The organism is Chryseobacterium soli (genome assembly GCF_000737705.1).
GTDB lineage: Bacteria > Bacteroidota > Bacteroidia > Flavobacteriales > Weeksellaceae > Chryseobacterium > Chryseobacterium soli.
In genome coordinates this window covers 29,335-53,251 of record NZ_JPRH01000013.1, presented here as the reverse complement: position 1 = coordinate 53,251, position 23,917 = coordinate 29,335, and the positions used below count along the sequence as shown (strand labels likewise).

The window sequence follows — 23,917 nt, the reverse complement described above, 5'->3', positions numbered from 1 at the left end:
TCATATTGTAATTTCAAACCAAAAGCATGAGTAATGGCCTTATCGATACTTACATAGGCAGAATATCCAAAAAGGTTTTTCCCATTACCATTCTTTATAGACGTTAAATCTGCTGACTGCATAAGTGGTACTCCAGCACCTGCTGAAATAGACCAGTCGTTGAATCTCTTTGATTGGTTCGTAAATGGGGAAACATTGGCAGAACCGGAGGAAAATGTGTTTGGATATTTTCCGTTTGAAACTGCTGTTGAGTCTTGTGCATAACTAGCTGTAGGTACAGCCAATGCTAATGCAACAATTGCTAAACTTAATTTCATAGTGTTATTTTCTTTTTAGTTAATTTAAATGATTTATCTACTTGAGAAAACAATTTTTACATCGTTAGTTCTCTAAATAGCTGTCAATAAAATTGATATATTTTATATCTATTATTCTGAAAATTATATAAAGGTAAATAAAATATTCCGTAATGAAAAATAAAATACATAAACCGAAAACTATGATTTTCGGTTTATACTGAGTATTAATAAATTACTTTTTCTTTTTTGCAGATACCTTTTTGATCGGTTTTTTTACAGGAGCTTCTTCATAATCTTTCTTCTGTATAGAATCCCAATCTGTATTTTCTATAAATCGTACCGTAACTTTTCTGTCAGCTAATCTCTCAGCATCAGAAGCAGAGGCAGGAACTCTCGCTTCTGCAGAACCAACTCCTTTTGACTTAAGCACGTTTTGATCAATTCCTCTGTTTTCTAAAGCAGCAACTACCGCTGCAGCTCTTTCCTGAGAAAGTCTTAAATTATAAGCAGCACTTCCTTTGATATCGGTATGGCCTGTCAATAAATACTTCCCTCCATTTTGCTTGATAATTTCAGCAGCCAAATCCAATTTATCGTTAGATTCAGGTCTGATCGTGGCTTTGTTGAAGTTAAAATAAATATCTTTCAACGTTTTCTCTACTTCAGTAGCGGTCTCACGATTATCTTTTTTCGGATATGGACAACCGTTATTTTCAACAGGTCCAGGAACGGTTACACACTTGTCGTAAAGGTCAATTACACCATCAAGATCCGTGTCAAGGGCAACACCTGCACCGTCAACTCTTGCGCCGGCAGGAGTATCAAGTTGTCTGTCCCAATCGTCGCATACTCCGTCGTTATCAGCATCACCTTTTTTACAAACTTCAATATCCTGATTTTTGTTAGCCAAAACATCCAGTTTGTAATAGATCTCCTGAAGCGGATCATGCCACATTAAGTTAGATTCGTGCTTTCCTAATTTTAAAGTAACCCCTAAAGTAGCGTTGAAGAAGTTATCAGATACCTGCTCTTCGCGTTGATTGATTGCACTGTAATTAGCACCTCCACCATCGAATTCATCATCACCGGTTACTACATACATTAATCTACCTTCGATATCGATTCTTCTGTTTACTTTAAATTTCAAACCAGCACCCGCCTGTGCGAACATAGAGCCTAATTGGAAAGGTTTGACTTCAGTAGCCAGTCTTTGACCGGTCGCATCTTTTTGGTAAGCTCTGTAAGCAATGGTACCAATACCTGCATATCCGTGCAGTGCCCATCTGAAAGGAGAGTGGTTATCAACTCTTCTCAAAAGATTGGAGAAGTTGATGTCTCCTAATAAAGAGAGTGCATCGTATTGAGTTCTTGCCCCTACTGCTGTTGCATCGGGAGCAGCATCTTTTGTATTAAACCAACCCTGTCTGGTTTCACCTCTGTCATATTGTAATTTCAAACCAAAAGCATGAGTAATGGCTTTATCGATACTTACATAGGCAGAATATCCAAAAAGGTTTTTCCCATTACCATTCTTTATAGACGTTAAATCTGCTGACTGCATAAGTGGTACTCCAGCACCTGCTGAAATAGACCAGTCGTTGAATCTCTTCGATTGGTTGGTAAATGGAGAAACGTTAGCAGATCCGGAAGAAAATGTATTTGGATATTTTCCGTTTGAAACTGCTGTTGAATCTTGTGCATAAGCGGCTGAAGGGAGAGCCATTGCCAACGCAACGATTGCTGAACTTAATTTCATCGTGTATTTATTATTTATGAATAAATGATTTGTGTTTTTTATTATTTTACAGGGCAGCCATTATTTTCTACCGGTCCGGGAACTGTTACACATTTGTCATATAGATCAATAACACCGTCAAGATCCATATCCAAAGCAACACCGGCTCCGTCTACTCTTGCACCGGCAGGAGTATCAAGCTGTCTGTCCCAGTCATCACATACGCCATCGTTATCAGCATCACCTTTTTCACACACTACAAAATCTGTACTGGCGTTTTCTAGAACGCTGGTTCTGTAGTAAGCTTCCTGAAGTGGATCATGCCAAGCTAAATGAGATAAATGTTTTCCTAATTTGAAAGAAACTCCTAAGCTCACTGTCCAAGCATTGTCTGATCTTGATTTTCTGATCATGTTATACTTTGAAACGGTTGATGCAGGATCGTAATCAGCTGGACCAGCCCATCCGCCACCATCAAATTCGTCGTCTCCACTTATAAGGTACATTGTTCTTGCCTCAACATCTATAAGTCTTGAAACATTATATTTCACCCCCATACCGAATTGGTAGAATAGAGAGTTGATATCAAGGTCCTGGTGGATAAATAAAGGAACTCTTTTTGGAGTTTCGCTCCATCTGAATTCATTATTGTCATGCAAAGAGGTATTGTACCCCTGGAAACCAATTCCTGCGTAACCATGGAAAGCCCATCTGAATGGAGAATGATTATCTACTCTTCTTAATAAATTAGAAAAGTTAACATCTCCCACTAATGATACCTGATTAAACTTTGTGGTTGCAGTCCCTACACCTGCTAGTTGGCCTGCAGCTCCTGGTAGTTGAGCTGTTTGCTTTGTTTCACCTCTCATATACATTACGCTTAATGCGAAAGTATGAGTGATCTGCTTATCAATACTTACATATGCGTTATATCCCCAATTGATCTTTTTTTCATGCAGAGATGTAAGATCAGAATGGACCATAAACGCCGTACCACCACCAACAGAAATAGACCAGTCGTTGAATCTTCTGGATTTATTGTCAAAAGGTTTTACATTGGCAGAGCCTGAGGAGAAAGTATTAGGGTACTCGTTTGAGGAACTTACTGCGATGCTATCCTGAGCATAAGATGCAATAGGAAGTACGGCTAATAATAATAAACCTAATTTCATACGATATGTTTTATGTTTTATTTAAATAAAATCTTTTAATAATACACTAGAAAACTCCCTTTCAAAAAGATGTTTATGATGAGGGATTTCTAACCTTTTTGATTTGAAATTCAATTCGTCATATTTGATGATATCTATATCTATTATTCTGTCAGCATAGCCTCCAGAGACTTTTGAATCATTGACTCTTCCCATCTCAATTTCAATACCTTTAACGAAATCAAGCAGTTGAATAGGTCTATAACGGGTGAATATTACTAGTGCAATATTACAAAAAATATTGGAACTAACAAATTCTACAGGTTCGGACATTAAAAATTCACTGATTTTTAACATTTCATTCTCGCCTTCACTAATCTTCTGTACAGCAAGTTCTATATTTTTTTTTTGATCTCCGAGGTTACTTCCCAGTAACAAAACTACCTTATGTTGCGACATATTGGAAAATTGATTGATTTTATGAAAAGCTTTTTAAAAAATGTCCTGGCAAATATAGTGGCTATTGTTCTACTTTTTGTCGTGTTTTTCTTCTTTTTCATTATGATGCTTGTGTTTAGTGCGATGGGGAATGATAAATCTGTGGTGATAAAGAAGAATTCTATTCTTACCATTAATTTAAAAACAAATATTATAGACAGCCCAACGGAAGAACAGGTAGGCTTATTTAATATTAATAACCAAAATAAAAACATTCTGCTTTATGATGCCTTGGAAGCTATCAATAAAGCCAAGACTGATGATAATATTAAAGGAATTAGTATTGAAACAGATAATTTGAATGCAGGTGTTACTCAAATTGATGATTTAAGAAACGCGATTGAAGATTTTAAGAAAAGCGGAAAATTTGTATACGCATATGGAAATGCAGTTTCACAGTCTGCCTATTATTTAGGATCTGTTGCAGATCAGTATTATCTTAATCCATCGGGGATGATCGAATTGAAGGGACTTGCAACTGAAGTTACTTTCTTTAAGGATTTTGCAGATAAATATGGGATTGGTATCGAAGTGATCCGTCATGGAAAATTCAAATCTGCGGTAGAACCTTTTTTAAGAAATGATATTTCACCGGAAAATAAAGAACAGCTGAGTACACTATTGAATGATCTTTGGAAGAATACCTCTGCTAAAATGGCTGGTTCAAGAAAGATTGATTCCACTCAGTTCAAAACGGTGGTAGATAGTTTATATGGTATGATTCCTGAATTAGGAATACAATATAAACTTGCTGACAAGCTGATTCAAAAGACACAATATGATGAGATCATCAAGGCTAAATTAAGTTTAAAAGAAAAAGAGAAGCTTAATAAGATTTCTCTGGCCAATTATATCAGTTCTTATTCCGATGATGATAAATCCGGTGAAAAAGTAGCGGTATTGTATGCTTCAGGATCAATTAATAACGGAGACGGATATAATGATATCAATTCTGAAAAGTATATTAAATACATTAAAGACCTTCAGGATGATGATAAAGTGAAAGCAGTTGTGTTCAGAATAAACTCTCCGGGAGGAAGTGCGAATGCTTCGGATGAAATTCTATTTGAACTTCAGCAGTTGAAAAAGAAAAAACCTTTAGTGGTTTCTTTCGGAGACTATGCGGCGTCAGGAGGATATTATATTGCTATGGCGGCAGATAAAATTTATTCAGAGCCTAATACACTTACCGGGTCAATCGGAGTTTTCGGAGTGATTCCTTATTATAAAGATATTGCCAACAAAAACGGAATTCGTTCAGACATTGTTGCTACGAATGCCAACTCTCAGTATTATTCTGCATTAAATGGGGTGAGTCCTTACGGGGTAAGTCTTATCACAAGAAGTGTGGAAGGTACTTACAAAAGATTTGTACATTTTGTTACTCAAAACAGAAAACAGACTTTTGAGCAGATTGACAGTGTAGGGGGCGGTAGAGTATGGAGCGGTACTCGTGCCAAGCAGATCGGTTTGGTTGATGAACTGGGAACATTGAATGATGCGGTGAAATTTGCAGCACAGAAAGCAGGATTGAAATCTTACAACGTAGCTTCTTATCCTAAAAAGATGTCTCCGTTTGAACAGATTTTCCAGGACCTTAATGAAGACGGGATTTCTGCAAGGATTATTAAAAATAAGATCGGAAAAGCCAACTATGAAATTTTACAACAGATTACCGACAAGAAGCTGAAGTCTGAAGTAAAAATGGAAATGCCTTACCAGATAAAGATCGAATAAACTAAATTATATTGTATACAAAAATCCCGGATCTGAATTTCAGATCCGGGATTTTATTTTGTATGTAATGCTACTAGCTCTTCTTTGTGGCCATTCCATATACCCAAAGAACAATCAGTGCTCCTCCTACTGCTAAAAGCATACTTCTGAAATCGAAACTGTCTGTAGTTCCCCATCCTAAAGTACTGCCTATAAATCCACCTACGAAAGCTCCAACAATTCCTAAGATAATCGTCATTAACCAGCCACCACCTTGAGTTCCCGGCATAATAAGTTTTGCAATTGCACCTGCGATAAGACCAAATATGATCCAAGTTAAAATTCCCATAGTTTCAAATTTTTTAAGTGTTAATATTGTGAATTTGTTGAGTTAACATAAGAAAAAACATGATAGAAATCATCTTTTCTTGAAGAATGAGTCTACAAATTCCGTACCATTAAACAATTGCAGATCCTGCATCTTTTCTCCTACACCAATATACTTAACCGGAATTTGGAACTGATCGGAGATACCGATAACAACACCACCTTTGGCAGTTCCGTCTAACTTTGTTACTGCCAGTGCATTTACTTCAGTGGCAGCGGTGAATTGTTTTGCCTGTTCAAAGGCATTTTGTCCTGTAGAACCGTCAAGGACAAGTAGAATTTCATGAGGTGCATCAGGAATAACTTTCTGCATTACTCTTTTTATTTTTGAAAGCTCGTTCATCAGGTTGACCTTGTTATGAAGTCTTCCCGCTGTATCGATGATCACAACATCCGCGTTTTGAGCAACAGCACTTTGTACCGTGTCAAAAGCCACAGAAGCTGGATCTGAGCCCATATCCTGCTTTACAATAGGAACACCAACTCTTTCGCTCCAGATCGTTAACTGATCGACTGCTGCTGCTCTGAAGGTGTCTGCAGCTCCAAGAACTACTTTTCTGCCTTCAGATTTAAACTGATGAGCTAATTTCCCGATAGTGGTAGTTTTTCCAACGCCGTTGACGCCGACTACCATGATCACATAAGGTTTTTTGGTCTCATCAATATTTCCTGATCCTGCATGAGGATTTTCCAGTAAAAGTCTTGATATTTCTTCGCGAAGGATAGAATCCAGTTCACTTACATTTATATATTTATCTCTGGCAACACGTTCTTCAATTCGTTCAATAATTTTGATGGTGGTTGATGCGCCAACGTCGGATGCGATAAGTATTTCTTCCAGTTCATCCAGTACTTCATCATCTACTTTGCTTTTGCCGACTACGGCTTTAGTCATTTTTTCGAAAAAACCCTGGCTGGATTTTTCCAACCCTTTATCTAAAGTTTCCTTTTCTTCTTTTTTGAAAATGTTTTTAAACCAACTCATACTAGAATTTTGAATATATATAAGATGTTGTGATAGATCTCTTTATCACAAAGATAACAAAAAAACTACCCAAAAGATGAGTAGTTTTTTATATTGTAAATAAAGCGCAGCTTATTTTTTCAAATAAGCATCCACTTCGTCTGCATTCATTACTTTTTCTTCGAAAACGTAAGCTTCTGATTTAGAAGACTTCACCATTTTCACAACTTTAGTCATTTTTTTTGACTGTCCGCTTTGTAGGGTTGCTACTACTTTCTTTGCCATGGTAAATTATATTTATAAATTACTTGATTTCTTTGTGAAGAGTGTACTTTTTAAGAACAGAGTTGAACTTCTTAAGCTCTAATCTCTCTGTAGTGTTCTTTTTATTTTTTGTAGAAATGTATCTAGACATTCCTGGCATACCGCTCTCTTTGTGCTCTGTGCATTCAAGGATCACTTGAACTCTATTTCCTTTTTTTGCCATGTTTTAATTCTTTTTAATCAATCCGTTTCTAGTTGCTCTTTCTATAGCCTCTTCGATTCCAATCTTGTTAATCACTCTCAATCCATGAGCTGATACTTTCAGTGTTACGTGCTTATCTTGCTCCGGAAGGTAAAACTTCTTCTCCAATAAGTTAATTTCAAAACGACGCTTCGTTTTGTTATTAGCGTGAGAAACGTTGTTACCAACCATTGCACGCTTTCCTGTTATTTGGCAAATTCTTGACATATCTCGATGTTCTTATTTGTATAATATTTGAGAGTGCAAAATAACGAAGAATTTTTTAGATAGACAAATATTTTGCAAAATATTTCGAAATAACTGCCTGATTAATACTTTAAAATTGAAAATAGAAAGAAACACCAGAAACAGGGCTTTTTCAGACTGATAAAATTCATATATCCTTTCTACAGAGCGGAGAACTTAATATTATACCTTTGTTTTTAATTAATCTAAATAAAAATAACATGAAGAGGATCTCTATTCTTTTATCGATGCTTCCGATAGGTCTGGCAGCACAGAATTTTACTGAAATTCAGACCGGTATGAAAAATTTTTACTATTCTGCCAGTGATATCGCTGATATTGATAATGACGGTTTTCAGGATATTGTAGTGAATGGGGCGATCGATTCTGACGGAGATGGAAATGTAGATACAAGTTTTAATGAAGTCTATAGGAATAATGGAACAACACTGGTTCCTTATGCAGATCTTGGCGCTGATGCAACGCACCTTGGAGATATAAAATTCATTGATTATAATAACGATGGACTGCCGGATATTATTTCTACCGGATTAAGCTATATGGATATTGTGAACTATAAGCATTATCGATTCCGGAATACAGGAAGTGGCTTTATAAAGGAGGCTGACCTTCCGGGAAAGATTTATGGTTCTATGGATGTTTTTGATTTTAACCATGACGGGAAACTCGATTATGCGCTTAACGGAACCCAATATGATGGGACCGGTTTTGTAAACAAGCTCGACTATTATCAGAATACAGGAAATGGTTTCCAGCAGTTTGCAGGCTGGATGGAAGGAACGCAGAACAGCAGCTTTAAAATGGTAGATCTTAACAATGATCATCTTCTTGATATGGTGATTCTGGGTTTTGATCAGAACAGTAACCCGATATGTAAGGTGTATTTGAATGAAGGAGGTAATTTAACGCTTTCTCAGACACTTACTCCGTTATCGAGCGGTACTATAGAGTTTGCTGATTTCAATGGTGACGGTTACCAGGATGTAGTTGTTTCCGCTCAGGATTCTAATTATGACGGATACCTTGCTGTTTTAATGAATAACGGAGCCGGACATCTTACGGCGCAACAGCTCAATATTCCTTCAATTTCAGATTCGTCTATAAGTGTAGGGGATCTGAACAGCGATGGATATTATGATTTTATGATTTCAGGGAATGATGAAAATAATGATGCGGTTGTGAAATCTTTTATTTATGATTCCACCAATCAAACATTTACTGAAAATATACCTACAGGTTTGTATACTTTAGGAGGTCCGGGTTTTGTACATTTACTTGACTCTGACAATGATCATCATCTTGATGTTCTGCTGTCTGGATTTGATTGGGCAGATCCGGATATGCCTTCACTTACTAAAATCTTCAAAAATGCTTCTGCCGAAGCCAATTTGAAGCCCGTACCTCCTTCAAACCTTAACCTTACAAAAAACGGAAACAGATTTAATTTCTCATGGACCGGAGCTTCAGATGACAAAACTCCTTTGAATGCACTTAGGTATGAGATTAAAGTAGGATCAACTCCGGGAGCTCATGATATTGCCAAATATATAGTGACAACCCCTTCATGGTTTTTAGAGTTGGATCCATCCATTCAAAATGTGTATTGGAATGTTCGCTCCATTGATGCTTCCAAAACATATTCTGATTCTTCCACGGAAGGTACGCTGGCAACACAACATGTTTCTCTTGAGGAACAGTTCAGTATCTATCCTAATCCGGCTTCTGAGAAAGTCTTTATTAAAGGAGGAAAGGTTTCGTCGGCTGAAATGTATTCTGTAGACGGCCGAAAAATGAATATTGTTTTGAATAATGATCAATCCATCAATATTTCCCATCTGACAAAAGGAACGTACATTTTACAATTAAAAATAAAAGAAAAAATAACCACTGAAAAACTTATCATTAAATAGTTGAATCATTTGTTTTATCCATTTTATCCATGTGAAAAGCCAGACGTCCAGCTGGCTTTTCTTTTGTATATCAGTCCCGTCTTTCTTTTATAGAAGGGAAATTATAGTATTTGTAGTATCAGGATTATTTCTTCTTTTGCAGTTTGTTCTGAACCTTTTTAATTAAAAAATAGAACAGTAAGAAACCTAAGGCAAATATTGAAATTCTGGTCAGAAAATCGCCTGTTCTTACATAGAAAGTCTGCTGGTCATAAAGATTTACTTTGGCATACAATGCTGTTGTATCCCCATAAAATGTATCTTCTGTAATTTCTCCTTTTGCATTGATGTGTGCAGAAATTCCACTGTTGGCAGCACGGGCAATTTCTCTTCGGGTTTCAATAGCTCTCAGTTTAGCATAGGAAAGAAGCTGTTTATGCCCTTCCGATACACCCCACCATGAATCATTGGTCATGATTGCCAGGAAATTAGCGCCTTTTTTCACATAATCCGTTACAAATTCTCCGTAGATACTTTCATAGCAGATAATCGGTGCAATTTTTCCTTTGTTGTAAGGATTTGAAAAAGCCACTCTTTCTTTATCGGTTCCTAGGGAAGCCACCGTTCCGCCGAGGTTAATCATAGCGTCGCCTAAAAGAGGTTTGAATACACTCATGTAAGGGAATATTTCAACGCCTGGAACCAGTTTTCCCTTATGATAAACCTCCACTTTCTGATTAGGAACAATCTGAACTGAAGAATTATATCTTTCTACCCAAAGTCCGGGATTAAGTTGATAAGCTTCTTTTGGAAGGTTGTTCTGGTTAAGATAAAACCGGTGCGAGGAAATTCCTGTTGCAAATACAGAACCGGGATGCTGAGTTAAAAATTCCTTGACATTATTTAAAAGAAGACTTTTTTCAAAAGCAGTTTCAGAGATAGAACCACTTCCCGGAAGAGCAGTTTCAGGGGCAATATAATAATCAATCTTTCCATTTGAATTTTTTCTGGCAAGATCAAGCAGGTCTTTTTCTATCGTAAGACTGTCTTTAGAATATTTTTCGTCATAAGGATCAAGATTCGGTTGAAGAAGTAATACGCTGACCTGTCCGATAGGTTTTTCATTGAAATTATTGTATTTAATCAATGAAATAATCATTGGAAGTATAATTAACAGTCCTGTAATGGAAGAGTTTAGGATAAGGTCTTTTCTTTTTCTTCCTGCTTCCCAGGTCCGTATTGTATAAAACACCAAAACATTGATCAGCAGGATCCAGAAACTGCCTCCTGTGGCACCTAATGTATCATACCATTGTATTAATTTTGGATAATCGGAAAATACATTTCCTAAATTCAGCCATGGCCACGTAAATTCCCAGTTCAGGTGGAATTTTTCAAAACTCATCCATATGGCAATTAAAAATCCCAGTCCCCAATACGTTCCCTGGGCATTTTTGTACCAGTGGTAGCATTGAAAAACCAGCGAATAGAGAAGGGAATTGACCAGCACTGGAAATACAACGGCCATCATAGAATGGCTTCCATCAGGATTTTTTGAGCCATACAGCCATCCGGTGGTTACAATATTCCAGATTACAAAACAAACATAGGAAAGTCCGAAAACAACCCAGCTTTTTCTTTTGTATGCTGAAAATTTAGAAACGCCGTGTTCCATCATCAAAAGTGGAACGAGGGCAAAAAAGATGAAGAACGGAACTCCATAAGTCGGCCATGAAATGGACAGTAGCATCGCTGAAATGAGCGTAAGTAAGACGTATTTCATTAAATTTATTTAACACACAAATTTAATGTTTTTGAAATGAATAAATTTGCAATTGATGTTAAAGAAATTTTATAAAATTATTATCATTCCTTATACTTTGTTTTTGCTGTATCTCATGTTTTTGGGAATGGGCAGAACGCAGTATGAGGATAACCTTTTAACGGTAGCGCCTGTTATCTCTACCATTAATTTTATTAAAGGATGTATTTCCTGGAAAGATATTATAATGATTGTTGCAGGAAATGTCGTGATGTTTATTCCTTTTGGGTTTCTGGGATGGATTTTTCCTCGGTGTAAAGAATTGAAATCACTGCTTTTTTCCTTTATTTCTGCAATCACTATCGTAGAAGCGCTCCAGTATTTTACCAGAATGGGAATTTTTGAAGTAGATGATATTATCCTGAATACTTTCGGTGTGTTTTTGGGGTGGATGATCTGTAGATTCCTTGAAAATAAATTTCCCCGTTTTGTCTTTTAATGTTGTAATCCCATGTCATTAATTCCCCAGTCCTGAATTGTATACAGTATGGGCATGAATGATTCTCCGTATTCTGTGAGGGTATATTCAACACGGGGCGGAATTTCAGCGTAAATTTTTCTTTCAATGATTCCATCTTCCTCCAGTTCTCTTAATTGATTCACCAGCATTTGCTTACTGATCATAGGGATTGCTTTTTGCAGGATTCCGAACCTGTTGACCTTTTTGCTGATTCCATATAAAATTACGGTTTTCCATTTTCCACCTACCTTATTGTAAAAATGAGTTACCGGACAATTATTGGGATTGAAATCTTTGTTTTTCCTTTTATTTTCCATTAGTCTAAAAAAATGTACTAGATGATAAAATAATAACTAATATGAGTTATGGGACAAATGTAATAATTTTGTTTCAACAAAAAACAATTAAAAATGAGTAATAAAGAAGTGGTTCTGAAAGCAATTACAGATGTATTTATTAAAAGGGATATTTCAGCTTTTGATACCTATTTTGTTGAAAATTATATTCAGCATAATCCGAGAATTCCGAACGGAACAGAAGTATTGAAACAATTTATACCTTCTTTACCTGTTGATTTTTCCTATGAACCGGGTATAATGACTGAAAATGATGATATTGTCATGATTCATGGATGTTATAAAAACTGGAACGGAAAAAATATGATAGCTGTGGATATTTTCAGAATAGAAAACGGAAAAATCGCAGAACATTGGGATGTGATGCAGGAAGAAGTGGCCTCCGATCAATCGGCAAATGGTAATGCAATGTTCCCGATAAAATAAAAAAATAGTAATATTATTTGTAAAAGGATTTGAAGGAATTTTTCACTAAATATTAAAACCAAAAGGAACTTACTTATCAATCATTCTAGCGTAGATTATAAGGCAAATACACTACTTTTGATATACTAAAAACAATTAAGGATGGATAAAAAAGGATTATTCTCAGAAGAAATTAAAAAAGAAGCATTAGGCGAATGGAAAAGTATTGCAGTTGAAGTTCGGCCCAGTGCGTTTAAAAACCCGGACGGCAGTTTAAAACCATTTTACCTGACAAGGGAATTCACTTTTTTGCAGGACGATGGGTTTCAATTGGAAATCATCAATTACGCTGATGCTTTGGGACAGATTCCGCTGGTGAAAATGCTGATCAAAGGCAGTACAGAGTGGGAGGGTGATCATCCTATTGCAGCAGGAGCTCAGAAGGTTAATTTTACAGCAGATAAAGCATATGAAGTAACTCCGCTTAATGAAGCTTTTACTGGAATTTTAAATACGTTAGCCAAAGAAAATTTTAAAACATGGGAAACTGGCCATGCCCAGGATTTTTTTAAGAAAACATTTGTCCCTTTTGGATTAAAAGAAGGGGATGTTTTTAAAGAATATGATCTCATTTACCTTTATAACGATATGATGTTTTGGGGTGCAAGGAATATAGATGGAAGAGGTTTTGATACTGAAGAAAACCGGCCTGTCAATTTGCAGATTCCGATGGTAAAAAAATAAAAAGCAGGAAATTTCCTGCTTTTTTTATGGTTATCCGTTCAGTTCTCTGGCGCGTTTTTCAGCGTTTAGAATTCCTTTTTTCAAGGTTTCTTTGAGGCTGTTTTCTTCAAATGTGCGTAAGGCGGCTTCAGTTGTTCCGCCTTTTGAAGCCACATCTTGTATAAGTTCTTCCAGATTTTTTTCGGAATTATTGATCAGGTGAAAAGCTCCCAGCATGGTCTGTTTAACAAAAAGCTTGGAAAGATTTTCATCAATTCCCATTTCTACACCGGCTTTTATCATGGCGTCTACAATATAATAAAAGTAAGCCGGACCACTTCCGGAAAGTGCTGTAACCCCATCCAGCAGATCCTCATTTTCTAAATATACCGATCTTCCGGTGCTGTTCAATAGTCTTTCGATATTGATGAGCTGGCTGAAAGATATGCCTTCGGCTGCGGTGTATCCTGTAATTCCCATTCCTAAAAGAGTAGGGGAATTCGGCATCGCCCTTACCACAAGCGGATGATTCAGCAACTTTTGAATTTTTGAAATTTTCATGCCTGCCATGATGGATAAAACCATTTGGTTTTCTTTCAGTGTAAAACGAAAGTTTTCGGCAACATTTTGAAAGTCCTGGGGTTTGACGGCAATGATAATCAGATCCGCATCCAATTCCTGTACCTCTTCAAAAGTGGAGATTTTTGACTTGGGAAATTCTTCAGATATTTTGGAGAGTTTAGACTGATTTCTTGTAATTAAATGAAGGTTTTCAGGCTTTATCAGTTCATATTTTAAAAAAGATTTTGAAAAGGATAAACCCATATTTCCTGCTCCGAGAATCGCTATTTTCATACTGTGTTCTTTTAATAGATAACTAAAATAGTGTTTTTTCTTTAAAACTGAGAACTGAATAAGGAGACAAAAAAAGACAGTTTGTAAAATAACTGCCTTTTTATATTATATGATATTCACTTCCCGTTCGAGTTCTATACCAAACTTGTTTTTGACGGAATTTATGATCTCCGTAGAAAAATCATAAATTTCTTTTCCGGTAGCATTTCCTGTGGCATTCACAATCACTAAGGATTGAAGCTTATGAGAGGCAGCATTTCCTATTTGCTTTCCCTTCCATCCGCATTGTTCAATCAGCCATCCTGCAGGGACTTTTACATTATTCCCATTAGGGTAGCCTTGGATGTTTTCAAATTTTTGCTGAAGGTCTTCAAACTGAGCCAGAGGAATGGTTGGGTTTTTGAAAAAACTTCCGGCATTTCCCATTTTTTTAGGATCCGGGAGCTTACTTTGTCTGATACTGATCACGGCCCGGGAAATATCCTGAATGGTAGGGTTTTCAATTCCTGCATTTTTTAATTCGGATTGGATGGCGCCGTATTCGGTTTTAATATGATGGTCTTTTTTAGTCAGCCTGAAGGTAACATCCAGAATGATATATTTTCCTTTGGCTTCCTGCTTGAAAATAGAATCCCTATATCCAAACCTGCATTTTTCAAGATCAAATTGCTCTGTTTCCAGTGTTTCTAAATTCAATACACTGCAATTAACGAAAATGTCTTTTATTTCTGTTCCGTAAGCCCCGATATTCTGCATCGGAGAGGTTCCTACATTTCCGGGAATTAATGACAGGTTTTCAAGCCCACCATAATTTTTTTTCAGACAATACATAACGAATTCATGCCAGTTTTCTCCCGCTTTTGCAGTAACTAAAACAGTGTTTTCATCTATATTTTCTTCGGAAATTCCTCTTAAACCAAGTTGTACCGCTAAGCCTTCAAAATTTTTGGTCAGCAGAATATTGCTTCCGCCTCCTAAAATCAAAAGGGGAAGAGACTGCGATCTCGAAAATTGAATAGCATCTTTTAATTCTTCAATGCTGCTGGCTTGGGTAAAGTATTGGGCACTCACATCAACGCCAAAAGTATTAAACGGCTTTAGAGAGAAATTTTCCTGCATGTTTATTGGTATTCTTGCGGTAGCAATTGGTTGATTTGATCTTTAAGGTGTTGAAACTGCGGGTAATGGATCGTATCTACATAAGAGTTGACGTAGAGATGAGACTTTTTCGGAGTTCTGATCTGAAAAGTCTCGTCGAGTCCATCGATAGACTGCATACTGGGAGAGCTTTTGATTTTGTCCAGATCTTTGACATGAACAGAAGAAATCAGCAGCTTCCAGGTTTGAGCAGATATTGCCGAATTCCATTTTTCGTGGGTTTTACGGGCTGTAATTCCTTTTTCTGCTGTAATAGAATCTCTTGTGACTTTTATAATTCTGTAATGGCCAAGTTTTCCGCCGATATTAGACACACTGATAAATGTGATTTCACTGGAATTTTTATCGGTGAGGCTTTGTTCAGGCTTTTTCTTATCACAGGAAAAAAACACCGGCAGTAAAAAAGCTGAAAATACGATTCTCAAACCAAAGTTTTTTATTGCCGGCATTGTATTATTTTTTATAGGTGAGATTCCAGTTTGTATTGTTTTAAAGCGCTTTCAAGGATTTGAACGCTTCTTCTCAAATCCTGCTCTTTTAAAACATAAGCAATTCTTACCTGCTTTTTACCCAATTCAGGGTTGCTGTAGAATCCTCCTGCCGGTGCTACCATAATGGTTTCGTTGTTGCTGGAATATTTTTCCAACAGCCACTGGGCAAATTTTTCAGTATCATCTACCGGAAGTTCAGCGACGCAGTAGAAAGCTCCTTTAGGCTTAGGACAGATTACTCCGGGAATAGCATTCAAAAGATCCACCAGGATATTTCTTCTGTGGGTATATTCTTCTCTTACCGCTCTGATGTAAGCGCCGTCATTCTGGTGTGCCGCTGTTGCTGCAATCTGACCCAAAAGAACCGGGCTTAGCCTTGCCTGTGCAAAAAGCATGGCTGCATCATGGATCTTTTTTGAACGCGTGATCATGCATCCGATTCTCACACCGCACATAGAGTAACGCTTGGATTCTGAATCAATGATGATACAGTTTTCGCTGAGTTCAGGAAATTCAAACATTGATATTTGCTGCTTCCCGTCATACACGTATTCTCTGTATACTTCATCAGAAATGATCACAATATCATATTTCAAAGCAAGTTCTGCAAGCTGTTTAAGCTCTTCACGCGTGTAAAGATATCCTGTTGGATTTCCCGGATTACAGATAACGATTGCTCTGGTTTTTTCTGTGATTTTTTTCTCGAATTCTTCAATGGGAGGCAGTGCAAAACCTGTATCAATAGTTGACGGAACAGCTACTATATTAACGTTGAAAGTACTTGTAAATCCATTGTAATTGGCATAATAAGGTTCCGGAATAATAATTTCGTCACCATCATCACATAAGGTAGAAATGGCAAAATTTAACGCTTCAGAACCTCCATTGGTAACGATAAAGTTATCAGGAGTTAAATCTGAAAATCCTAACGAATGATAATAGGTGGTAAGGGCATTTCTGTATTCGATATTTCCTTCTGAAAGTGCATATTCCAATACTTTTAAATCAATGTTTTTTAAAGCATTTAAAGCCGTTTCCGGAGTTTCAATATCAGGCTGTCCGATATTAAGATGATATACTTTTATTCCTTTCTGTTTTGCTTTAAGGGCATAAGGAACCAGTTTTCTTACCGGCGATGGTGGCATGTGCTGTGCTCTGTTTGAAATATTCGGCATTGTTCAAAAAATTTGTATGACAAAAATAAGATTTAATTTTCCAATATTAAAATATATAAAGAATACATCGTTACAAGGATATCTATTTATGGTTTTCAAATTTAATTTTACGTTTTCTACTAATGGCTTATATATCTGTTTTATTGGTTTTTCTTGTTGATTGTTTGTTTTTATTGTTTAATTTTTAATAAATAATACAATAAACTTTGTTTTTGTTGTTTTTTTTATAAATTTACAAAAATCTAATAGTTAATAACCATGAAAATAAATCGACTTTTTGGGGCCTTAAGCCTTTGTGCCCTATTTTCAGGATCAGATATCCTGGCGCAAAATTTTCAGACGATGCCTGTACAATCCGGATACACAGCCGATGTCATTGCAAACGGAATCGGTTCATCAATGACTTCAACAACCATGGATGTGGACGGAGTTTCTTTTGCTTTCGTGGCAAGAGATTTTCAGCTGACATCCTCCAGTACAGCACTTACTTATGGAATTCCGACCAATGGAATTATTAATTCAGTTGTTGCGAGTACTCCGGGACTGAGTTATCAATTGGGGAGTTTAAGTGCCAATAATTCTTTAAGACTTGCCAATACTGGAGATTCAGGAACCCTTACTTTCGGGACCCCAAAAGCTGCTTTTAAACTGTATATGCTTTCTACCAGCGGCAGTGGAGCTTCTGCTGTAAATGTTACTGTAAATTTTTCAGATAATACCACTCAGGTATTTTCAGGGATTAGTCTTTTAGATTGGTATAATGGAGCTAATTATGCCATTCAGGGAATTGGAAGAATTAACAGAACGAATGATGTTTTGGAGGCTAACTCAACAAATCCAAGACTCTATCAGTCTGTATTAAATATTGATGCTGCCAACCAGGCAAAGACTATACAGAGTATCACTGTATCGAAAAGTTCAGGAGTTGGAATTCCAAATATCTTTGCTTTTTCTGCGGAAGCTTTTACAGACTGCTCTGCTCCCACCTTGCAGCCTGTAGGGGCACTTTCATCAAATTCTGCTCAGGTTTCATGGACGGTTCCGGCCACCACACAAGCGGCGAGTTATGATATTTATTACAGTACCACCAATACGGCGCCAACCAGTACAACGACTCCAAATATTACTGGAATTACTGGAACTTCTACTACAATTGGCAGTTTGTCATCCATCACAACTTATTATTATTGGGTAAGAACAAACTGTAATACGGCAACCAGTCAGAGTGCCTGGTCGTTTTCTGGTACTTTTACAACTTTATGTGGTAATGTGGTTCCTCCTTATACCAATACTTTCAGTTCTGTTCCGGGAGGTTGCTGGAATGCATCTCTTTCAGGAGGAACTCCGGCATCAGGGCCAAATGGTACTATCGCATATTGGGTACAGGATGGGTTCTTAAATGCAGGTACAACTGGTGCGGTAAGAATGAATCTTTACAGTACAGGAAGAGCAGGATGGTTGAAAACAGTTCCATTTGATCTTTCTGCGGGAGGATACAGAGTGAAATTTGATTATGGAATAACAACGTATTCCGGCACAGTAGCTTCTCCGATGGGTTCTGATGATATTGTACAGTTTTTGGTTTCTAATGATGGTGGAGTTACATGGAATGTACTGAAAACATGGGGTGTTAATGATACTCCGTCCAATGTATTGGCTACCTATGTGTACAACTTAACCGCTAATACGGGTGCTAACACCGTATTTGCATTGTATGGAAATGATGGAGCGGTAGATGACTCTCAGGATTATAATTTTTATATTGATAATTTTACAGTGGAATCTGCACAGCTGGGTACTTCTGAAGTAAATGCCCAGAAGAAAACGGTGAACATTCACCCGAACCCTTTTAAAGAGACTGTAACAATCTCAGATACCAGAGACATGAAATCTGTAACTGTTACTGATGTTTCAGGAAGAGTTTTGAAAACGATTGAAAATCCAACTAAGGAAATTAATTTAAGCAGTCTGAATGCAGGATTGTATTTATTGACGATCCAGTTCAAAGATGGCTCTACTTCTACAGTGAAGGCTATTAAACAATAATTAACCCTAAAAATAAATAATAAAAAATGGCTGTACTTTGTGTATAGCCATTTTTTATTTTGAATAATTTTAGATGAAAGTTATTCGTAAATTTTGTTATTTTGGAAACTATAAAAAACAAAACTGAAATGCAGATCCCCGCTGATTCTATAGAAGACTATCTCTCCAAAATTCCTGAAGAAAGACACGAAGTTTTTAAAGGACTTTTTGATGCCATCCATGATAATTTACCGGACGGTTTTGAACAGGTGATGAACTACGGAATGATTGGATGGGCAGTTCCTTTGGAAACATATCCTGCCGGATATCATTGTGCTCTTGGCTCACCTTTACCTTTTATCAATCTTGCTTCCCAAAAAAACTTTATTGCATTATACCATATGGGAATCTATGCGAAACCGGACCTGCTGGAATGGTTTGTCTCTGAATTTCCTAAATACTCCAAAAGAAAATTAGATATGGGAAAATCTTGTGTAAGATTCAAAAAAATGGATGATATTCCTTTTAAACTCATTGCTGAACTGAGTAAAAAAATGACCGTGGAAGACTGGATCAGTATATATGAATCTAATTTTAAAAGATAAATGTATTCAAACAAAGCCCTGAAATGGTCTGTTATTTCAGGGCTTTGTTTATTATTTAGAAATCTATATCCCAGATACCGGCGCTGCGTTCCAGTTCGATAAGAGCGGCTGCATGATCTGCCTGTACCTGGAAATATTGTATCCTCACCTCATTATAGGTTCTTTGAGCGTTTAAAACCTCCAATATTGAGCTTTCTCCTCTCTGATAACTGTAGTGAATTCCTTCCAGAATGTTTTTGGCATCATCAAGCATTCCATAATTAAACTGTCTAAGTTGTTTCTGTAAAGCCTGATAGTGCTGGTATGCCTGCATTACCTCGGTCCGGATGGTATTTTCAATTTGCTTGTATTCAATTTCTGCCTGAGAACGGCTCATTTCCGCTATTTTTAAATCGGCATTTTTCCGGTTTGAAAATTTCAGGGGAATGCTTGCTCCCAATTTGATGGCATTTACAGCAGGAGAGGGGGCAATTTCATTGGTGGCAGTGGTGTTGTGCTCCATTCCTAAACTTAACCCCAGATCTATTTTTCGGTTGGCTTTTTCAAGCTGGATACGGCTGAGTGCAGCATTGATATTCTGCCGGGAAGCCAAAAGATCCGTTCTGCTGTTTACCGCCTGTAAGATAAGGTCTTCCATATTGAAGTTTCTATTGAATGCATTGAAGTCTCCCTGTACATTTTTTTCTTCCGCTGGATTTCCAAGAAAAACAGAAAGCGCTGTATGTGCTTTTTGCTGGCTGCTTTCTGCGGTATATACTTCGTTGAGTAAGGAAGAGGCTTCCAGCCTGCTTTGTTTTGACGTAACCAGAGAAATAACGCCCATCCTGTATCTTATGCTGTCGGATTTGGCCAGTGTGAGCATCTTTTGATAAGAGTCCTTCCGGATTTCAAGCAGTGCTTTTGACTGTAATGCTTCAATGTACCCGAGAGCGGCATCCGCAATCAGGTTCCTTACAAAATCCTGAAGCTGCAACCGGGTAAATTCAGCCTGGTTTTTGGCGAGTTCCACTCTGGCTTTTCTTTTCTTTCCGGTTTCCATCGTCCAGCTCAATCCCGTTTCCATAGTGTACCCCATATTTCGGGATACCCCATTATCTGAAGTTGCGATCTCAAGTTGTGGATCGGGGCGGATTCCTGCTGAAAGAACAGCAACTTCTGCCATGCTGATATTGTATTTTTGGGCAGCATAGCTGAGGTTTTTGTTTTTAACTTTATTCAGGTATTCTGCGAAGCTAAAACTTTCTTTTTCCTGTGCTTGTACAAAAAAATTAAATGTCACACAGAAAAACAGGATAAATATGATATTAGATTTCATCTGATGGTAAATTTTGTTTTTCGAATTGATTTTCCGCTAAATAATAGATTGCCGGTAATACGAATAAGGTGAGAATTGTTGAAAACATCAACCCATAAACGATGACGGTTGCTAAAGGCCGTTGTATGTCAGAACCGATTCCTGTGGCTAAAGAAGCCGGGAAAAGCCCTATTACAGCCACCGAAGCAGTCATTAATACAGGTCGGAAGCGGTCTTTTGCACCTTTTATAACCGATGTCTTCAGGTTGATTCCTTCTTTTCGAAGGGTGTTGATATGGGAAACCATAATAACCCCGTTTTGTACTGCCACCCCGAATAATGCAATAAATCCGACGGCTGAGGAAACATTCAGGGATATTCCTCTGATATTTAAAGCCAGCATTCCGCCAAACAAGGCCAGAGGAATGATACTCATCAATACCAAAGCCTGTCTGAAGCTGCCGAATGCACTGTACAGCAGAATAAACATGATCGCCAGTGCCAGCGGTACAATGAATGCCAGCCTCGCATAGGCCCTGTTTTTATTTTCAAACTGTCCGCCCCATTTGATCTGGTATTTTCCATGATCATACTGAATATTTTTCTCAATGGTATCCTGGGATTCTTTCAAAAATGAGGATAGATCCCGGTCTCTTATATTTAATTTTACTGTAAGATGTCTTTTGTTCATTTCCCGGGTAATAGTACTTTCTCCGGTGCTTAGTTGAATAGTCGCTACCTGGGAAAGGGGGATTGCTGCTCCAGAGGCTGAGGTTAGCATGAGATTTCCAATTTTATCCGGGGTATTTCGGCTGTCCTCAGTATAACGGCATGAAATGTCATAGACTTTATTGCCGATAAAAATCTGAGAAATTCCTTTTCCTCCCAGAGCAGTTTCTATAAGATCTGCTACATCAGAAACATTCAGTGCATATTGGGCTATTTTATCCCGGTCTGCGATAATTTGCAACTGGGGAAGTGGCGGTTCCTGATCTATTGCAAGATCTGCAGACCCCGGAATTTTTTGTAGGGTTGATAATACACTTTCAGCAATCTTCCGGGTTCCGGAGAAATCGTCTCCATATATTTTGACGACCAGTTCACTGTGAGCTCCTGAGATTTTATCCATTACTCCATCGATCATCGGCTGCGAAAACCCCACAGAAAATCCCGGCATTTTTTCATAATCTGCAGATAATTCTTTGATAAGATCTGCTTTGGTTTTTCCTGATGGCCATTCTTTATAGGGTTTTATGCCTACGGAAACTTCAAAATGAGAAGCGGTCCACGGATCTGTGCCATCATCATTCCTTCCGGCCTGCACCATGACGTATGTTACTTCCTGATGTTTCATGGTTTGATCTCGTAATGAATCACTCATTTCTTTGGCTTTATCCAGAGAAATTCCCGGGGGAAGCTGTACCTGTAGCCATATTGATCCTTCATCCAGCTCAGGAAGAAAATCTTTACCAATGATAAAAGAAAGGAATCCTGCAGACAATAATATGATTCCTGCCGGAACCAGTACTTTTTTCGGTGCAGCCATTATTTTTTCTATCCTTTTACCATAGGCTTCAATTGCTTTTTCAAGCCAACGGTTATGGTATATTTTTCTTGGTTTTTTATAGATGAAATAGGCTAATCCCGGAATGACCAGCAAAGCAACAGCCAGCGCTCCAAGTAGGGCATATCCTATCGTAAATGCCATTGGGGTAAACAGTTTTTTCTCTACTCTTTCAAAAGCAAAAAGCGGCAGATAAGCAGTGATAATAATGATCGTGGAAAAGAAAATGGGTTTGACAATATCAGCCGCTTTTTGGATAATGCTTTTTTCTTCCAGTATTTTTCCCGGGTGATCTTCTCTTTTCCTGAGAATGGCTTCAAGCATAACAATGGAGCCATCTACAATAATTCCGAAGTCGATTGCTCCCAAAGAAAGGAGATTGGCAGGAATATGAGTGAAATGCATCAGAATAAATGCAATAAGAAGAGAGAGGGGAATGGTAACCGCTACCAGTAAAGCACCTCTCCAGCTTCCAAGAAATACAATTAGTATGATAATCACTAAAACAATTCCCTCTGTAAGGGTGTGGGAAACCGTAGTCAGTGTGGTTTTCACCAGGTCGGTTCTGTCCAGATATGCATGGATCTTTACATCAGGAGGAAGAAGGGAAGTGTTAAGTTCCTCAACAGCCAGGTGAACCTGTTCCAGCACTTGTGAAGGATTTTCCCCTTTTAGCAATAATACAATTCCGCCAACACTTTCAGGATAATTCCTGTTTCTGTCCGTATATCCTAAAATTCCTTTTCTTTCGAGGTTTCCGTATGTAAGGGTACCCACATCATTCAGGAAAACAGGAACTCCTTTTTCCGTTTTGATTACAATTTTTCCAAGATCATCAAGATCTTTAACAAGTCCTATTCCCCGGATTACGTATGAAAGGTCTCCTCTGGAAAGCATGCTTCCTCCCGCATTGCTGTTATTTTTAGTAATAGTTTCCGTAATCTCGGATAGTGAAACTCCATAATGTTCCAGTCTGTTGGGATCTAATTCGATCTGAAACTGAGTGGTAATCCCGCCAAAATTAGTCACGTCCGCAATACCTGATACCTGCTTGATTTTAGGAATAATGACAAAGTTTTGGAGATCGGTAAGTTCCCTGAGGCTATGGTTGTTGCTTTCAATGATGTAGCGGTAGATTTCTCCCACTGGAGAGGTTAACGGATCCAGACCTGGCTGTGCCTGATACGGCAGGCTGACTTCCGATAGCCTTTCCTGAATGCGCTGTCTCGCCCAATAATCATCAATACCGTCATCAAAAACGATTGTAATAATAGAAAGTCCGAAAGTGCTTTTGCTGCGCATAACATGCATGCCCGGAAGGCCATTGAGAGACCTTTCCAAAGGAATAGTAATCTGCTGTTCAATTTCTTCGGCAGCTAATCCCGGAACCTGAGTAACCACCTGAGAGGTAGCATCAGCAATATCAGGATACGCTTCAACAGACAATTTCGTCCAGGAGTAGTATCCAAAAAATCCTAGTAATAAGAAAAGTACGGAGATAAGCCATCTTTTCTGTATAGAGAGTGTTAATAATTTTTTCATAGATGAGGTTGTATGATCAAAAGGGAATATT

General features: G+C 37.7%; 23 protein-coding genes and 1 pseudogene. 7 read left to right on the top strand and 17 right to left on the bottom strand.

Annotation, left to right across the window (positions count from 1 at the left end; genetic code table 11):
• The 4 genes and pseudogenes from IW15_RS20820 to folK form a co-directional block, all read right to left on the bottom strand.
• Positions 1-317: pseudogene (locus IW15_RS20820) on the bottom strand (OmpA family protein); the annotation flags it as partial.
• Positions 318-531: 214 nt separating this feature from the next.
• Entirely contained in the window at positions 532-2,055 is a 1,524-nt protein-coding gene (locus IW15_RS20815) for an OmpA family protein (RefSeq protein ID WP_034715312.1), read from the bottom strand.
• A gap of 41 nt (positions 2,056-2,096) precedes the next feature.
• Positions 2,097-3,206, bottom strand: a complete 1,110-nt coding sequence (locus IW15_RS20810) for a hypothetical protein (protein ID WP_034715310.1) — start codon at positions 3,204-3,206, stop codon at positions 2,097-2,099.
• A 21-nt stretch (positions 3,207-3,227) separates the two neighbouring features.
• Entirely contained in the window at positions 3,228-3,644 is a 417-nt protein-coding gene (folK, locus tag IW15_RS20805) for a 2-amino-4-hydroxy-6-hydroxymethyldihydropteridine diphosphokinase (protein WP_034715309.1), read from the bottom strand.
• A 21-nt stretch (positions 3,645-3,665) separates the two neighbouring features.
• Here folK and sppA point away from each other — a divergent pair, with 21 nt between their 5' ends.
• Positions 3,666-5,420: a signal peptide peptidase SppA gene (gene sppA, locus IW15_RS20800; RefSeq protein ID WP_034715307.1), complete on the top strand. Its 1,755-nt coding sequence runs from the start codon at positions 3,666-3,668 to the stop codon at positions 5,418-5,420.
• Between the two features lie 73 nt (positions 5,421-5,493).
• Here sppA and IW15_RS20795 read toward each other — a convergent pair whose 3' ends face one another.
• From IW15_RS20795 to rpmB, 5 genes are all read right to left on the bottom strand, one after another.
• Complete coding sequence (locus IW15_RS20795) at positions 5,494-5,748, bottom strand: GlsB/YeaQ/YmgE family stress response membrane protein (RefSeq protein ID WP_034715304.1); 255 nt, start codon at positions 5,746-5,748, stop codon at positions 5,494-5,496.
• 69 nt (positions 5,749-5,817) lie between these two features.
• The gene (gene ftsY / locus IW15_RS20790) at positions 5,818-6,771 is read right to left on the bottom strand and encodes a signal recognition particle-docking protein FtsY (protein ID WP_034715302.1); all 954 of its coding nucleotides are present in this window, start codon (positions 6,769-6,771) and stop codon (positions 5,818-5,820) included.
• Positions 6,772-6,882: 111 nt separating this feature from the next.
• Positions 6,883-7,035, bottom strand: coding sequence for a DUF4295 family protein (locus IW15_RS22400; RefSeq protein ID WP_082002123.1), 153 nt, complete (start codon positions 7,033-7,035; stop codon positions 6,883-6,885).
• Positions 7,036-7,054: 19 nt separating this feature from the next.
• Complete coding sequence (rpmG, locus tag IW15_RS20785; RefSeq protein ID WP_034715299.1) at positions 7,055-7,237, bottom strand: 50S ribosomal protein L33; 183 nt, start codon at positions 7,235-7,237, stop codon at positions 7,055-7,057.
• A gap of 3 nt (positions 7,238-7,240) precedes the next feature.
• Positions 7,241-7,483, bottom strand: a complete 243-nt coding sequence (rpmB, locus tag IW15_RS20780; protein ID WP_002976757.1) for a 50S ribosomal protein L28 — start codon at positions 7,481-7,483, stop codon at positions 7,241-7,243.
• 239 nt (positions 7,484-7,722) lie between these two features.
• On the opposite strand from rpmB, the gene IW15_RS20775 reads away from it, so the two are divergent.
• A complete protein-coding gene (locus IW15_RS20775; RefSeq protein WP_034715298.1) occupies positions 7,723-9,432 on the top strand; it encodes a T9SS type A sorting domain-containing protein in 1,710 nt (569 codons plus the stop codon).
• 124 nt (positions 9,433-9,556) lie between these two features.
• Here IW15_RS20775 and lnt read toward each other — a convergent pair whose 3' ends face one another.
• Positions 9,557-11,194, bottom strand: a complete 1,638-nt coding sequence (lnt, locus tag IW15_RS20770; protein WP_034715296.1) for an apolipoprotein N-acyltransferase — start codon at positions 11,192-11,194, stop codon at positions 9,557-9,559.
• A gap of 55 nt (positions 11,195-11,249) precedes the next feature.
• Here lnt and IW15_RS20765 point away from each other — a divergent pair, with 55 nt between their 5' ends.
• Positions 11,250-11,672, top strand: a complete 423-nt coding sequence (locus IW15_RS20765; protein ID WP_034715295.1) for a VanZ family protein — start codon at positions 11,250-11,252, stop codon at positions 11,670-11,672.
• On the opposite strand, the gene IW15_RS20760 is transcribed toward IW15_RS20765, so the two are convergent.
• Entirely contained in the window at positions 11,669-12,010 is a 342-nt protein-coding gene (locus tag IW15_RS20760) for a winged helix-turn-helix transcriptional regulator (RefSeq protein ID WP_034715292.1), read from the bottom strand. The genes IW15_RS20765 and IW15_RS20760 overlap by 4 nt on opposite strands.
• 93 nt (positions 12,011-12,103) lie before the next feature.
• Between IW15_RS20760 and IW15_RS20755 the strand changes: the two genes are divergently transcribed.
• Complete coding sequence (locus IW15_RS20755; protein ID WP_034715290.1) at positions 12,104-12,475, top strand: nuclear transport factor 2 family protein; 372 nt, start codon at positions 12,104-12,106, stop codon at positions 12,473-12,475.
• 141 nt (positions 12,476-12,616) lie between these two features.
• A complete protein-coding gene (locus tag IW15_RS20750) occupies positions 12,617-13,198 on the top strand; it encodes a hypothetical protein (RefSeq protein ID WP_034715288.1) in 582 nt (193 codons plus the stop codon).
• 30 nt (positions 13,199-13,228) lie between these two features.
• Here the strand turns inward: IW15_RS20750 and proC are convergent, their stop codons facing one another.
• The 4 genes from proC to IW15_RS20730 form a co-directional block, all read right to left on the bottom strand.
• Positions 13,229-14,032, bottom strand: a complete 804-nt coding sequence (gene proC / locus IW15_RS20745) for a pyrroline-5-carboxylate reductase (protein ID WP_034715286.1) — start codon at positions 14,030-14,032, stop codon at positions 13,229-13,231.
• A gap of 105 nt (positions 14,033-14,137) precedes the next feature.
• On the bottom strand, positions 14,138-15,157 hold the full coding sequence (gene murB, locus IW15_RS20740; protein WP_034715285.1) for a UDP-N-acetylmuramate dehydrogenase: 1,020 nt from the start codon (positions 15,155-15,157) through the stop codon (positions 14,138-14,140).
• Complete coding sequence (locus IW15_RS20735; RefSeq protein ID WP_034715283.1) at positions 15,154-15,639, bottom strand: hypothetical protein; 486 nt, start codon at positions 15,637-15,639, stop codon at positions 15,154-15,156. The genes murB and IW15_RS20735 overlap by 4 nt, the downstream gene beginning before the upstream one ends.
• 11 nt (positions 15,640-15,650) lie before the next feature.
• Positions 15,651-16,856, bottom strand: a complete 1,206-nt coding sequence (locus IW15_RS20730) for a pyridoxal phosphate-dependent aminotransferase (RefSeq protein WP_034715282.1) — start codon at positions 16,854-16,856, stop codon at positions 15,651-15,653.
• 258 nt (positions 16,857-17,114) lie between these two features.
• Between IW15_RS20730 and IW15_RS20725 the strand changes: the two genes are divergently transcribed.
• Both IW15_RS20725 and IW15_RS20720 read left to right on the top strand, forming a co-directional pair.
• Complete coding sequence (locus IW15_RS20725) at positions 17,115-18,902, top strand: T9SS type A sorting domain-containing protein (RefSeq protein WP_034715281.1); 1,788 nt, start codon at positions 17,115-17,117, stop codon at positions 18,900-18,902.
• 128 nt (positions 18,903-19,030) lie between these two features.
• Positions 19,031-19,486, top strand: a complete 456-nt coding sequence (locus IW15_RS20720; protein WP_034715329.1) for a DUF1801 domain-containing protein — start codon at positions 19,031-19,033, stop codon at positions 19,484-19,486.
• Positions 19,487-19,541: 55 nt separating this feature from the next.
• On the opposite strand, the gene IW15_RS20715 is transcribed toward IW15_RS20720, so the two are convergent.
• The gene (locus IW15_RS20715; protein WP_051882256.1) at positions 19,542-20,801 is read right to left on the bottom strand and encodes a TolC family protein; all 1,260 of its coding nucleotides are present in this window, start codon (positions 20,799-20,801) and stop codon (positions 19,542-19,544) included.
• Positions 20,791-23,886 carry an efflux RND transporter permease subunit gene (locus tag IW15_RS20710; protein WP_034715280.1) on the bottom strand — a complete coding sequence of 1,032 codons (3,096 nt, stop codon included), beginning with the start codon at positions 23,884-23,886 and terminating at the stop codon, positions 20,791-20,793. The genes IW15_RS20715 and IW15_RS20710 overlap by 11 nt, the downstream gene beginning before the upstream one ends.
• Positions 23,887-23,917 lie beyond the last annotated feature (31 nt).

What these genes read in the sequence shown, in the direction of transcription:
- IW15_RS20815 (WP_034715312.1), bottom strand. Translation starts at nt 2,055, where the DNA reads ATGAAATTAAGTTCAGCAATCGTTGCGTTGGCAATGGCTCTCCCTTCA.
- IW15_RS20810 (WP_034715310.1), bottom strand. Translation starts at nt 3,206, where the DNA reads ATGAAATTAGGTTTATTATTATTAGCCGTACTTCCTATTGCATCTTAT.
- folK (WP_034715309.1), bottom strand. Translation starts at nt 3,644, where the DNA reads ATGTCGCAACATAAGGTAGTTTTGTTACTGGGAAGTAACCTCGGAGAT.
- sppA (WP_034715307.1), top strand. Translation starts at nt 3,666, where the DNA reads ATGAAAAGCTTTTTAAAAAATGTCCTGGCAAATATAGTGGCTATTGTT.
- IW15_RS20795 (WP_034715304.1), bottom strand. Translation starts at nt 5,748, where the DNA reads ATGGGAATTTTAACTTGGATCATATTTGGTCTTATCGCAGGTGCAATT.
- ftsY (WP_034715302.1), bottom strand. Translation starts at nt 6,771, where the DNA reads ATGAGTTGGTTTAAAAACATTTTCAAAAAAGAAGAAAAGGAAACTTTA.
- IW15_RS22400 (WP_082002123.1), bottom strand. Translation starts at nt 7,035, where the DNA reads ATGGCAAAGAAAGTAGTAGCAACCCTACAAAGCGGACAGTCAAAAAAA.
- rpmG (WP_034715299.1), bottom strand. Translation starts at nt 7,237, where the DNA reads ATGGCAAAAAAAGGAAATAGAGTTCAAGTGATCCTTGAATGCACAGAG.
- rpmB (WP_002976757.1), bottom strand. Translation starts at nt 7,483, where the DNA reads ATGTCAAGAATTTGCCAAATAACAGGAAAGCGTGCAATGGTTGGTAAC.
- IW15_RS20775 (WP_034715298.1), top strand. Translation starts at nt 7,723, where the DNA reads ATGAAGAGGATCTCTATTCTTTTATCGATGCTTCCGATAGGTCTGGCA.
- lnt (WP_034715296.1), bottom strand. Translation starts at nt 11,194, where the DNA reads ATGAAATACGTCTTACTTACGCTCATTTCAGCGATGCTACTGTCCATT.
- IW15_RS20765 (WP_034715295.1), top strand. Translation starts at nt 11,250, where the DNA reads ATGTTAAAGAAATTTTATAAAATTATTATCATTCCTTATACTTTGTTT.
- IW15_RS20760 (WP_034715292.1), bottom strand. Translation starts at nt 12,010, where the DNA reads ATGGAAAATAAAAGGAAAAACAAAGATTTCAATCCCAATAATTGTCCG.
- IW15_RS20755 (WP_034715290.1), top strand. Translation starts at nt 12,104, where the DNA reads ATGAGTAATAAAGAAGTGGTTCTGAAAGCAATTACAGATGTATTTATT.
- IW15_RS20750 (WP_034715288.1), top strand. Translation starts at nt 12,617, where the DNA reads ATGGATAAAAAAGGATTATTCTCAGAAGAAATTAAAAAAGAAGCATTA.
- proC (WP_034715286.1), bottom strand. Translation starts at nt 14,032, where the DNA reads ATGAAAATAGCGATTCTCGGAGCAGGAAATATGGGTTTATCCTTTTCA.
- IW15_RS20735 (WP_034715283.1), bottom strand. Translation starts at nt 15,639, where the DNA reads ATGCCGGCAATAAAAAACTTTGGTTTGAGAATCGTATTTTCAGCTTTT.
- IW15_RS20730 (WP_034715282.1), bottom strand. Translation starts at nt 16,856, where the DNA reads ATGCCGAATATTTCAAACAGAGCACAGCACATGCCACCATCGCCGGTA.
- IW15_RS20725 (WP_034715281.1), top strand. Translation starts at nt 17,115, where the DNA reads ATGAAAATAAATCGACTTTTTGGGGCCTTAAGCCTTTGTGCCCTATTT.
- IW15_RS20720 (WP_034715329.1), top strand. Translation starts at nt 19,031, where the DNA reads ATGCAGATCCCCGCTGATTCTATAGAAGACTATCTCTCCAAAATTCCT.
- IW15_RS20715 (WP_051882256.1), bottom strand. Translation starts at nt 20,801, where the DNA reads ATGAAATCTAATATCATATTTATCCTGTTTTTCTGTGTGACATTTAAT.
- IW15_RS20710 (WP_034715280.1), bottom strand. Translation starts at nt 23,886, where the DNA reads ATGAAAAAATTATTAACACTCTCTATACAGAAAAGATGGCTTATCTCC.